8 protein-coding genes are annotated in these 12,038 nt (G+C 74.2%); 2 read left to right on the top strand and 6 right to left on the bottom strand.

Annotation, left to right across the window (positions count from 1 at the left end):
- Positions 1–336 (bottom strand): iron-sulfur cluster assembly protein (locus ACI79L_RS20370; RefSeq protein ID WP_456938534.1); only part of this gene is annotated, 336 nt, incomplete at its 3' end.
- Positions 333–1,382 (bottom strand): amidohydrolase family protein, encoded by a 1,050-nt coding sequence (locus tag ACI79L_RS20365; RefSeq protein WP_456938533.1) that lies wholly within the window; start codon positions 1,380–1,382, stop codon positions 333–335. The genes ACI79L_RS20365 and ACI79L_RS20370, both read right to left, overlap by 4 nt.
- A gap of 173 nt (positions 1,383–1,555) precedes the next feature.
- Between ACI79L_RS20365 and ACI79L_RS20360 the strand changes: the two genes are divergently transcribed.
- Positions 1,556–3,034 carry an AAA-type ATPase lid domain-containing protein gene (locus ACI79L_RS20360; RefSeq protein WP_456938532.1) on the top strand — a complete coding sequence of 493 codons (1,479 nt, stop codon included), beginning with the start codon at positions 1,556–1,558 and terminating at the stop codon, positions 3,032–3,034.
- A 5-nt stretch (positions 3,035–3,039) separates the two neighbouring features.
- Here ACI79L_RS20360 and metH read toward each other — a convergent pair whose 3' ends face one another.
- Positions 3,040–6,843: a methionine synthase gene (gene metH / locus ACI79L_RS20355; RefSeq protein WP_456938531.1), complete on the bottom strand. Its 3,804-nt coding sequence runs from the start codon at positions 6,841–6,843 to the stop codon at positions 3,040–3,042.
- 160 nt (positions 6,844–7,003) lie between these two features.
- Between metH and ACI79L_RS20350 the strand changes: the two genes are divergently transcribed.
- Entirely contained in the window at positions 7,004–7,867 is an 864-nt protein-coding gene (locus ACI79L_RS20350; RefSeq protein ID WP_456938530.1) for a PAC2 family protein, read from the top strand.
- 202 nt (positions 7,868–8,069) lie between these two features.
- Here ACI79L_RS20350 and ACI79L_RS20345 read toward each other — a convergent pair whose 3' ends face one another.
- The 3 genes from ACI79L_RS20345 to glpK all read right to left on the bottom strand — a co-directional run bounded on the left by ACI79L_RS20345 (position 8,070) and on the right by glpK (position 11,972).
- The gene (locus tag ACI79L_RS20345) at positions 8,070–9,101 is read right to left on the bottom strand and encodes an HD domain-containing protein (RefSeq protein ID WP_456938529.1); all 1,032 of its coding nucleotides are present in this window, start codon (positions 9,099–9,101) and stop codon (positions 8,070–8,072) included.
- On the bottom strand, positions 9,101–10,363 hold the full coding sequence (gene mshC, locus ACI79L_RS20340; protein ID WP_456938528.1) for a cysteine--1-D-myo-inosityl 2-amino-2-deoxy-alpha-D-glucopyranoside ligase: 1,263 nt from the start codon (positions 10,361–10,363) through the stop codon (positions 9,101–9,103). The genes ACI79L_RS20345 and mshC overlap by 1 nt, the downstream gene beginning before the upstream one ends.
- Positions 10,364–10,454: 91 nt before the next feature.
- Complete coding sequence (gene glpK, locus ACI79L_RS20335; protein ID WP_456938527.1) at positions 10,455–11,972, bottom strand: glycerol kinase GlpK; 1,518 nt, start codon at positions 11,970–11,972, stop codon at positions 10,455–10,457.
- Between the last annotated feature and the right edge of the window lie 66 nt (positions 11,973–12,038).

The following is a 12,038-nucleotide window of genomic DNA, read 5'->3' as shown; positions in this document are numbered from 1 at the left end:
CCCCCCCCCCCCCCCCCCCCCCCCCCCCCCCGCCCCCCCCCCCCCCCCCCCCCCCCCCCCCCCCCCCCCCCCCCCCCCCCCCCCCCCCCCCCCCCCCCCCCGCCGCACCCCGGGGACGGCGGAGAGGGCGTCGTGCGCGTCGGAGACCATCAGCCAGGCGAAGTTCGGCGCGCAGAACGACGTCGGCAGCCGCAGGTGCACCTCGACGGTGCCGCCGTGGACGGCCACCGAGCGGACGAACCCGAGGTCGGTGATCGGCTCGTCCAGCTCGGGGTCGACGACGGTCCCGAGGGCCGCGCGGACCTCGGCGGCGAGGTCGGGCAGGACGGCGGTCACCGGACGCCCGCGAGGTCGGCCGCGGCCGGCTCCCGGGGGCCGGTCTCGGTCTCGTCGGCCTCGGGCAGCCGCAGGTGCTCGGGCACCCGCAGGTCGTAGAGGCGGGCGGCGTTGAGGCCGAGCACCTTCTTCTTCTCCTCGGTGGTGATCGGCGCGTACTCGGGACTCATGTCCTCCGGGATCTGGAAGTCCACGAACTTCTCGACCAGCCACTTCGGCGTCCACAGCGCGTAGTCGCTGGAGAACAGGATCCGGTCCACGCCCAGCCAGTAGACGAGCTCGCCCATGATCTGGGCGAAGTACCGCGGCCGGGTGTGGATGAACGGCATGGCCACGGCCAGCCCCGCGTACACGTTGGGCTCCTGGGTGGCGATCCAGCAGAAGTCCTCCAGCCGCGGCAGCCCGCAGTGCTCCACCACGAAGGTCAGGTCGGTGAAGTCGCTGGCCACGTGGTCGACGTCGGCGACGTCGAAGGCGTCCCGGTCCAGCGGCCGGATCGTCGGGCCCTTGTGGATGTGGATGTTGCGGATGCCCAGCTCGCGGCACAGCTCGAAGTAGCGGTAGGCCATCGGGTCGGTGAGCTTCCAGCCCCGGGACTCCCCGTGCCAGTCGGCGGTGTAGAGCTTCACGCCCTTGAGGTGCATCCGCTCGGCGTTCGCGCGGAGCGCGTCCAGGCCGTTCTCGCCGTCGCGCGGGTCCCAGTAGTGGTTGTAGGTGAGCTTGTCCGGGTGGGCCTGCGCGAGGGCGAACGCCTCCTCGGTCTGGCCGAACCCGCGGTGGTAGAACTCCGCCAGCCGGGCCGGCTGGAAGACCGCGTGGTCGACGATGCCGTCGACGAACACGTCGCGCATCAGCCGCTCGCCGCCCTGGTAGAGGTACTCCTCGTAGCCCCAGGTCTCGGACTCCGGGCTGAGGTTGCGGTGGTAGTCGTAGAAGCAGTCGATGAACTGCTTGCCGTGGATGTTGCGCTGGTTCTCCGGCCGGGCGTCCCACAGCGCGATGTGCGCGTCCACCACGTAGTACTGCTCGCCGTCCTTGGTGTACATCCGTCGGCCTCCGTCGGCTCCGGTTGTGAGGCGGGTCACCTCTCCGCCGCCGACGCTAGGGCGGGTCGCGAGGCGCCGAGAACCGTCCCGGTGTCCCACTTTGAGACGCCCCGGCCGCCGCGGCGGCGGGTACCTTCCGGTGACACAGGCCACAGGTGTCCTGCTGTCCGGAGGTGACCGTGGACGAGCTGGTCACCCCGCCGGAGCCGCTGCCCGCGACCGTGCCGGCCGCCCGGGGCAGCGCCCCGCGGGTCCGCGCGTCGTGGCGGCGCAGCCAGGGCTACGGCGTGCCGCCCGACGAGGTGGTGCCGGTGTTCACCGGGACGCCGGACACCGGGTCGCTGCTCTACGAGTGCGCGCACCGGGTCCTCACCGACCTGCAGTCGACGATCGCCAACGAGCCGGTGAGCCTCATGGTCGCCGACCCCGCCGGGTTCGTGCTGGCCCGGATCGGCGACGACACCTCGATCCAGCGGGCGCTGGACCGGGTGCACCTGGCGCCGGGCTTCTCCTACGCCGAGCGCAACGCCGGCACCAACGGCCTGGGCCTGTCGCTGGCCGACCGGGCGCCGTCGCTGGTGCGGGCCGACGACCACTGGGTCACCGACCTGCGGGGCTACACCTGCGCCGCCGCGCCCGTGCTGGAGCCGGTGACCGGCGAGCTGGCCGGCAGCATCAACCTGACCACCTGGTCGGACTCCTCCTCCGACCTGCTCCTGGGCCTGGCGCAGACGGCGGCCAGCGCCACCAGCGCCCTCATGGCGGTGCGCTCGCGCGGCCGGCTGCTGCGCCCGGCGCCGCGCGGCGAGGTGTTCCGGGTGGTCGGCGGCTCACTCGCCCCCGACGACGGCGACCCGTGCGTCTCCCCCGCGTGGCGGGCGGCGGTCGACCGGGCGGCGGTCGCGGTCGCCTCGGGCCGGCTGGCGGTCGTCGTCGGCGAGGAGGGGGCGGGCAAGGCGACGGCGGCCGCGCTGGCCCGGCGGCGGCTGCCCGGCCGGCAGCGGCTGCTGCAGGCCCGCGCGCCGGAGGCCGGGGACGTCGCCCCGTGGCTGGAGCTGTGGACCCCCGAGCTCCGCGACGCCGACACCTGCGTGATCGTCTCCGGGCTGCACCGGCTGCCGGCCTGGGCCGCCGGGGAGCTGGCGCAGGTGCTGGCCACGGTCCGCCGCGCCGGGCGCCCGCAGCCGGCGGTGCTCACCGCGCCGGAGTACGCGGCGCTGCCCGAGCCGATCGCCCGGCTGGCCGACGCCGTCGTCGAGGTGCCGCCGCTGCGCGACCGCGCCGACGACGTGCTCCCGCTGGCGGCCTGGACCGCGCGGCAGGAGCGGCACCGGGACGTGGCGTTCACCCCGCGGGCGGCCCGGGCGCTGACCGCCTGCGGCTGGCCGGGCAACGTCGCGCAACTGCGGCGGGTGGTGCGCGAGGCGGCGGCCCGCGCCGACGTCGTCGACGTGCACCACCTGGCCCCGGAGGTGCTCGACGGCGGCGCCCGGCCGCTGTCCCGGCTGGAGCGGCTCGAGCGCGACGAGATCGTGCGGTGCCTGACCGAGCCGGGCACCACGATGACCCGCGTCGCCGAGGAGCTCGGCATCGGCCGGGCGACCCTCTACCGCAAGATCGCCCAGTACAAGATCACCGTCCCGCAGCGCTGACGGCGCTAGTCCTCGTCCGTGCGGTACCCCAGGTTGGGGGCCAGCCAGCGCTCGGCCTCGGCCAGCGTCCAGCCCTTGCGGCGGGCGTAGTCCTCGACCTGGTCGCGGCCCAGCCGGCCCAGGTTGAAGTACCGAGCCTCCGGGTGCGAGAAGTACAGCCCGCTCACCGCCGCCCCCGGCCACATGGCCATCGACTCGGTCAGCTGCAGCCCGATCGAGGCCTCGACGTCGAGCAGCTCCCAGATCGTCTGCTTCTCGGTGTGCTCGGGGCAGGCCGGGTAGCCGGGCGCGGGCCGGATGCCGCGGTAGCGCTCGGCGATGAGGGCGTCGTTGTCCAGCCGCTCGTCGGCGGCGTAGCCCCAGAACTCGCGGCGCACCCGCTCGTGCAGCCGCTCGGCGAACGCCTCGGCCAGCCGGTCGGCGAGCGCCTCGAGCATGATCGCCGAGTAGTCGTCGTGGGCGCCCTTGAACGCCGCGACCCGCTCGGCCGACCCGAGCCCGGCGGTGACGGCGAAGGCGCCGACGTGGTCCCGCAGCCCGGTCTCCCTGGGCGCCACGAAGTCGGCGAGCGACCTGCGCGGGGCGCCGTCGCGGCCCTCGGTCTGCTGCCGGAGCTGGTGCAGCACCGCGCGCACCCGCGTGCGGGACTCGTCGGCGTAGACCTCGATGTCCTCGCCGTCGACCCGGGCCGCCGGGAACAGCCCGAACACGCCGGAGGCGGTGAGCCAGCGCTCGGCGACGATCCGGTCGAGCATCTGCTGCGCGTCGGCGTACAGCCGCCGCGCGGCGTCGCCGGTGGCCGGGTTGTGCAGCAGGTCGGGGAACCGGCCGCGCATCTCCCAGGCGGTGAAGAACGGCTGCCAGTCGATGTAGCCGCGCAGCTCCTCCAGCGGGTAGTCGCGCAGCACCCGGGTGTGCGCCACCGCGGCGTCGCCGTGCGCGTGGTCGCAGGCGGGCCCGGTGCACACGTCGCGGGTCTGCTGCAGCAGCATCCGCGGCCGCGGCGGGGTGTAGGCCGACCAGTCCAGCGCCGGCGCGGCGGCGCGGGCGGCGGCCAGCGGCAGCAGCGTCCGGGTGTCGGTGCGCGCGGCGTGCCGCTCGCGCAGCGCCTCGTACTCGGTCCCGGTGGCCGCCAGCAGGCCGGGGCGCTGCTCGTCGGACAGCAGCGCCGCGACGACCGGCACCGACCGCGACGCGTCCTTCACCCAGATGACCGGCCCGTGGTAGCGCGGCGCCACCTTGACCGCGGTGTGCGCCCGCGAGGTGGTCGCCCCGCCGATGAGCAGGGGCACCTCGAAGCCCTGCCGCTCCATCTCGGCGGCCAGGTTGACCATCTCGTCCAGCGACGGCGTGATCAGCCCGGACAGGCCGATGACGTCGGCGCCGACCTCCTTGGCGGTGTCGAGCACCTTCTGCGCCGGCACCATGACGCCGAGGTCGACGACGTCGTAGTTGTTGCACTGCAGCACGACGCCGACGATGTTCTTGCCGATGTCGTGGACGTCGCCCTTCACCGTCGCCATGACCACGGTGCCGTTGGTGCGGTCGGCGTCGCCGGGCTGCTTCTCCGCCTCGATGAAGGGCACGAGGTGGGCGACGGCCTTCTTCATCACCCGCGCGGACTTCACCACCTGCGGCAGGAACATCTTCCCGGCGCCGAACAGGTCGCCGACGACGTTCATCCCGCCCATCAGCGGGCCCTCAATGACCTCGATCGGCCGGCCGCCGCGCGCGGCGATCTCCAGGCGCAGCTCCTCGGTGTCGGCCTCGACGAACTCGTCGATGCCCTTCACCAGCGCGTGGGTGATCCGCTCCTCGACCGGCAGCGCCCGCCACTCCTCGGCGGCGGCCTCCTCGGCGGCGCCGGAGGCGGCGTACTCGCCGGCGATCTCCAGCAGCCGCTCGGTGGCGTCGGGCCGGCGGGCCAGGACGACGTCCTCGATCCGCTCGCGCAGCCGCTCGGGGACCTCCTCGAACACCTCCAGCGCGCCGGCGTTGACGATGCCCATGTCCATGCCGGCGGCGATGGCGTGGAAGAGGAAGACGGCGTGGATGGCCTCGCGGACGCGGTTGTTGCCGCGGAAGGAGAACGAGACGTTGGAGACGCCGCCGGACACCAGCGCGCCCGGCAGGTTCTCCTTGATCCAGCGGGTGGCCTCGATGAAGTCCAGGCCGTAGCGGGCGTGCTCCTCGATGCCGGTGGCGACGGCGAAGACGTTGGGGTCGAAGATCACGTCCTCGGCGGGGAAGCCGACCCGGTCGACGAGGACGTCGTACGCGCGGCGGCAGATCTGCTGCCGGCGCTCGAGGGTGTCGGCCTGCCCGTCCTCGTCGAAGGCCATGACGACGACGGCGGCGCCGTACTTCCGGCACAGCCGGGCCTGCTCGACGAACTCCGCCTCGCCGTTCTTCAGCGAGATCGAGTTGACGATCGACTTGCCCTGCAGCTGCTGGAGGCCCGCCTCGATGACCTCCCACTTGGAGGAGTCGACCATCACCGGCACGCGGCAGATGTCGGGCTCGGCGGCGATCAGGCGGGTGAAGCGGGTCATCGCCGCGACGCCGTCGATCATGCCCTCGTCCATGTTGACGTCGATGACCTGCGCGCCGGCCTCGACCTGCTGGCGGGCGACGGCCAGCGCCGTCGGGTAGTCGCCGTCGCGGATCAGCCGGCGGAAGCGGGCCGAGCCGGTGATGTTGGTGCGCTCGCCGACGTTGACGAACAGCGAGTCGGCGTCGACGGTCAGCGGCTCCAGCCCCGACAGCCGCAGCGCCGGGCGGACCACCGGCGGCGTGCGCGGCGGCAGCCCGTCCACGGCCGCGGCGACCGCCGCGATGTGCTCCGGCGTCGTCCCGCAGCAGCCGCCCACGACGTTGACGAAGCCGTCCTCGGCGAACCCGTGCAGCACGCCGGCGGTGTGGGCCGGCGCCTCGTCGTACTCGCCGAAGGCGTTGGGCAGCCCGGCGTTGGGATAGCAGGAGACGAAGGTGTCGGCGATCCGCGCCAGCTCGGCGACGTAGGGCCGCATCTCCTTGGCGCCCAGCGCGCAGTTGAGCCCGACCACCAGCGGCCGCACGTGACGGACCGAGTGCCAGAACGCCTCGGTGGTCTGCCCCGACAGCGTCCGGCCGGAGGCGTCGGTGATGGTGCCGGAGATCATCACCGGCCAGCGGCGGCCGCGCTGCTCGAACAGCGTCTCCAGCGCGACGATCGCGGCCTTGGCGTTGAGCGTGTCGAAGATCGTCTCGACCAGCAGCACGTCCGCGCCGCCGTCGACCAGGCCGCCGGCCTGCTCGAGGTAGGCCGCGACCAGCTCGGGGAAGGTGACGTTGCGGGCGCCGGGGTCGTTGACGTCGGGCGAGATGGACGCCGTCCGGGTGGTGGGGCCGAGCGCGCCGGCCACGTAGCGGCGCCGGCCGGGGGTGCGCGCGGTGGCCGCGTCGGCCTCCCGGCGGGCCAGCCGGGCCGCCGCGACGTTGATCTCCCGCGCGAGCCCGGCCATGCCGTAGTCGGCCAGCGACACGGCGTTGGCGTTGAAGGTGTTGGTCTCGAGGAGGTCGGCGCCGGCGTCGAGGTACTCGCGGTGGATGCCCGCGATGAGCTCCGGCTGGGTGAGCACCAGCAGGTCGTTGTTGCCCTGGACGTCGACCGGCCAGTCGGCGAAGCGCTCCCCGCGGTAGCCGGCCTCGCTCGGGCGGTCCCGCTGGATCGCGGTCCCCATCGCGCCGTCGAGCACGAGGATCCGCTGCTCCATCAGGGCGGTGAGCTCCGCCGTCGCGTCGGGCCGGAGGTCGGGGGCGTCGGTCACGGGCATCCTCGGGGTGCGTTCGGGACGGTGCCGGGAACTCCTGTGCAAGCGTGCCCCACACCGGAGCCGGGTGGTCCGGGGAGCAACCCGGGACGTCCGGGACATCTTCCCATCCCGCTCCACCCCGGCCGGGCCGCCCGACCGACGTAGGCTCGCAGGGGTGATCGACCCGAAGTCCGCTCCCGAGGAACTGCCCCAGCTGAACCAGCCGGTGGCGGTGGTCGCCTTCGAGGGCTGGAACGACGCCGGGGACGCCGCCACCGGGGCGCTCGAGCACCTGGAGCTCATCTGGGACGCCACCCCCCTGGCGGCGCTCGACCCCGAGGACTACTACGACTTCCAGGTCAACCGGCCCACCGTCTCGCTCGTGGGCGGGGTGAGCCGGCGCATCGAGTGGCCGACGACGCGCATCTCCGTGGCCCGCCCGCCGGGCAGCGACCGCGACGTCGTCCTGATCCGCGGGATCGAGCCCAACATGCGCTGGCGCGGGTTCTGCGCCGAGCTGATCGAGCTGTGCGAGGAGCTCGGCGTGCAGACCGTGGTGGCGCTGGGCGCGCTGCTCGCCGACACCCCGCACACCCGGCCCACCCCGGTCTCGGGCTCGGCCTACGACCAGGAGTCCGCGCGCACCTACGGCCTGGAGACCTCCCGCTACGAGGGGCCCACCGGCATCCTCGGCGTCTTCCAGGACGCGTGCGTGCAGGCCGGCCTGCCGGCGGTGAGCTTCTGGGCGGCGGTCCCCCACTACGTCTCCCAGCCGCCCTCGCCGCGGGCCACCGTCGCGCTGCTGCAGCGGGTCGAGGAGGTGCTGGAGCTGGCCGTGCCGCTCGGCGCGCTCCCCCAGCAGGCCGACGAGTGGGTGAAGACCGTCGACGAGATGGCCCAGGAGGACGCCGAGGTCGTCGAGTACGTGCGCTCGCTCGAGGAGCGCGCCACGGAGAGCGACCTGTCCCAGGCCGACGGCGACCAGATCGCCCGCGAGTTCGAGCGCTACCTCCGCCGCCGCGGCTCCTCGCCCAACTGAGCGGCCCTCCCCGGCAACCGGCCCCGCCTCCGGCGGCGCCTACCGGCCGGAGCCGCGGCCGAGTTGGGGATAACGGTCGAGACGGCGGCAGTGCGGGCGTTCCCCGTGCACTGCCGGTGCCGCAGGACCCGCAGGGCACGGGCGACGCCGGCACCGGCCCGGCATCAGGCGGGCGCGGCGCCGACGACCCGGCCCCGCCCGCTCACTCGCGGCGCAGCAGCGGGGCCATGCGGGCGGCGGCGTCGTCGCCGAAGAGCCGGTCGTGGGTGGCCAGCGCGTACCGGTCGGTCATCCCCGACACGTAGTCGACGACCTGGGTGACGACGTCGGCCTCGGTGTCCCGGTAGGACGCCGGGATGAGGCCGGGCGCGGCGAGGTGGTGGTCGACCAGCCGGCGGATGACGTCGACCGCCAGCTGCTTCTGCCCCGCCGCGGTCTCGGACAGGTAGACCCGCCGGAACATGAACGTGCGCAGCTCGTCCATCGCGGCCAGCGGCTCGGCGGCCATGACCACCGCGCCGCCGTCGGCCAGGGACCCGGCGACGACGGCGTCGACCATCGCGCCCACCATCGCGCTGCCGGGCTCGCCGAACAGCGCGCAGGCGCGGGCGGGCAGGTCGGGCACCCGGAGCACGCCGGCGCGTACGGCGTCGAGCGCGTCGTGGGACAGGTAGGCGATCCGGTCGGCGTACCGGACGCACTCCCCCTCGCGCGTGGCCGGCGGCGGGGCGATCTTCCAGCTGTGCGCGCGGATGCCGTCGCGCACCTCCCAGGTGAGGTTCAGGTGCTCGAGCACCTCGACGATCCGCACGCCCTGCGCCGCGTGGTGCCACCCGCCGGGCACGTAGGGGTCGAAGGCGTCCTCGCCGATGTGCCCGAACGGCGAGTGACCGACGTCGTGGCCCAGCGCGATCGCCTCGGCGAGGGTCTCGTTCAGCCCCAGCGCGCGGGCGATCGCGCGGGCCACCTGGGTGACCTGCAGCGTGTGGGTGAGCCGGGTGACGAAGTGGTCGCCGTCGGGGTTGAGGAAGACCTGGGTCTTGTGCTTGAGCCGGCGGAATGCCTTGGCGTGCAGGATGCGGTCCCGGTCCCGCTCGAAGGCGGTGCGCAGCGGGTCCTCGGGCTCGTCGACGGCGCGGCCGCGGGTGGCCGCCGACCGGGCCGCGGCCGGGGCGAGGCCCTGCTCCTCCCGCTCGCGCGCGGCGCGGTCGGTGAAGCAGAAGCCCCCGCCCATCAGCCCTCCTGCAGCGCGGTGTCGAGCTCGATCCCGAGCAGCGCGTCGACGGCGTCGGCCACCATCGCCGGGGCGCCCTCCTCGCTCTCCCCGTCCCCGGCCAGCGTCGCGGCCGCCCAGGCGTCGACGGCGGCGATCGCGCCGGGGCTGTCGAGGTCGTCGGCCAGCCGCTCGCGCAGCGCCGCCAGCACCGGCGCGGCAGGGGCGCCGGCGTCGCGGGCGACGGCCCGCCGCCAGGTGGCCAGCCGCGCCTCGGCGGCGGACAGCAGGTCCGGCGTCCAGGCACGGTCGGTGCGGTAGTGCCCCGACAGCAGCGCCAGCCGGATCGCCATCGGGTCCACGCCCTCGCCGCGCAGCTTGGAGACGAACACCAGGTTGCCCCGGCTCTTGCTCATCTTCTCGCCGTCCAGGCCGATCATCGCCGCGTGCACGTAGGCCCGGGCGAAGGGCTTGGTCCCGGTCAGCGCCTCGGCGTGGACGGCGGAGTACTCGTGGTGCGGGAAGACCAGGTCGCTGCCGCCGCCCTGGACGTCGAAGCCCATGCCGATGGTGTCCAGCGCGATCGCGGCGCACTCGACGTGCCAGCCGGGCCGGCCGTCGATGCCGCGCGGGCCGGGCCAGGACGGCTCGCCCTCGCGGGCGCCGCGCCACAGCAGCGGGTCGAGCCGGTTGCGCTTGCCCGGGCGGTCGGGGTCCCCGCCGCGCTCGGCGGACAGCGCGAGCATGGTCGCCTCGTCGTAGCCGGACTCCTCGCCGAAGCCCGGGGCCTGCGCGACGTCGTGGTAGACGTCGCCGGTGCCGTCGTCGAGGACGTAGGCCAGGCCCGCGTCCAGCAGGGTCTCCACGTGGGCGACGATCATCGGGATCGCCGCCACCGCGCCGACGTAGTCCTCGGGCGGCAGCACCCGCAACGCGGTCATGTCCTCGCGGAACAGCGCGGTCTCGCGCATGGCCAGGACGACCCAGTCCTCGCCGTCGCGCTCGGCGCGCTCGAGCAGCGGGTCGTCGATGTCGGTCACGTTCTGCACGTAGTGGACCGCGTGCCCGGCGTCGCGCCACACCCGGTTGGCCAGGTCGAAGGCCAGGTAGGTGGCGGCGTGGCCGAGGTGGGTGGCGTCGTAGGGGGTGATCCCGCAGACGTACATCCGCGCCACGGCGTCGGGCTCGGTGTCCACGACCTGCCCGCGCGCGGTGTCGTAGAGCCGCAGGACCGGACCGGGGCCCGGGAGGGTCGGCAGGAGCGGGGCGGGCCAGCTGAGCACGTCAACGAGCCTAGTTGCGGTGCCGGCGCGCCCGCGGGCGCCGCCCCCACCTGGGGACGGCGCCCGCGGAGCCCGGCCGGCTGCCGGTCGGCTACTCGTCGTCCTCGTCGACCCACTCGAGGGTCCGGGTCACCGCCTTCTGCCACTTGCGGTACTGCCGGTCGCGGGCGGTGTCGTCCATGCCCGGGCTCCACCGCTTGTCCTCGGCCCACTGGCTGGTGAGCTCCTCCTCGTCGGCCCAGAACCCGACCGCGAGGCCCGCGGCGTAGGCCGCGCCCAGCGCGGTCGTCTCGGCGATCTTCGGGCGGACGACGTCGACGCCGAGGATGTCGGCCTGGAACTGCATGAGCAGCTCGTTGACCACCATGCCGCCGTCGACGCGCAGCTCGGTGAGGGCCACCCCCGAGTCGGCGTTCATGGCCTCGACGACCTCGCGGGTCTGGTAGGCCGTGGCCTCCAGCACCGCCCGGGCCAGGTGGCCGCGGTTGACGTAGCGGGTGAGCCCGACCAGCGCGCCGCGCGCGTCGGAGCGCCAGTGCGGGGCGAACAGGCCGGAGAACGCCGGCACGAAGTAGGCGCCGCCGTTGTCGTCCACCGACCGGGCCACCGCCTCGATCTCCCCGGCGCCGCCGATCAGGCGCAGGTTGTCCCGCACCCACTGCACCAGCGAGCCGGTGACGGCGATCGAGCCCTCCAGCGCGTAGACGGGCTTGCGGCCGCCGATCTGGTAGCAGACCGTCGTCAGCAGGCCGTTGCGCGAGGACACCGCCTCCTCGCCGGTGTTGAGCAGCAGGAAGTTGCCGGTGCCGTAGGTGTTCTTCGCCATGCCCTGCTGGAAGCAGACCTGCCCGAAGGTGGCCGCCTGCTGGTCACCGAGGGCGCTGGCGATCTTCACGCCGGCCAGCGCGCCGGCGTGCCGGCCCTCGCCGTAGACCTCCGAGCTGGACCGGATCTCCGGCAGCATCGACACGGGGATGCGCATGTCCGCGGCGATGGACTCGTCCCACGTGAGGGTGCGGTAGTCCATGAGCATCGTGCGCGAGGCGTTGGTGACGTCGGTGATGTGCTGGCCGCCGGTGGTGCCGCCGGTCGCGTGCCAGAGCAGCCAGCTGTCGACCGTGCCCATGAGCAGGTCGCCGCGCTCGGCGCGCTCGCGGGCGCCCTCCACGTTGTCGAGGATCCAGGTCACCTTGGGCCCGGCGAAGTAGGTGGCCAGCGGCAGGCCCACCTTCTCCTTGTACCGGTCCGCTCCCCCGCCGAGCTCGCCGAGCTCGGTGCAGATGCGGTCGGTGCGGGTGTCCTGCCAGACGATCGCGTTGTAGACCGGCTCGCCGGTGTTCTTGTCCCAGACGACGGTGGTCTCGCGCTGGTTGGTGATGCCGACGGCGGCGAGGTCGGAGCCGACCAGGTCCGCGCGGGCCAGGGCCTGCCCGACGACCTCGCGGACGTTGGTCCAGATCTCCATCGGGTCGTGCTCGACCCACCCGGCGCGCGGCATGATCTGCCGGTGCTCGGTCTGGCCGACGCCGACGACGGCGCCGTCGTGGTCGAAGATCATGCAGCGGGTGCTGGTGGTGCCCTGGTCGATGGCGGCGATGTAGCTGCTCACGGTTCCTCCGGGTGCGTCGTTGCAGGGGGACGGTGCAGGGGTCGGGTGCGGACGGTCGGGGCGGGT

It is taken from the genome of Geodermatophilus sp. SYSU D00684, from assembly GCF_054050455.1.
This window is presented reverse-complemented; position numbering and strand designations above follow the sequence as displayed.

Excerpts from the sequence above, each read along its gene's own strand:
- ACI79L_RS20365 (WP_456938533.1), bottom strand. The coding sequence starts at position 1,382 with ATGTACACCAAGGACGGCGAGCAGTACTACGTGGTGGACGCGCACATC.
- ACI79L_RS20345 (WP_456938529.1), bottom strand. The coding sequence starts at position 9,101 with ATGGGCGGGGGCTTCTGCTTCACCGACCGCGCCGCGCGCGAGCGGGAG.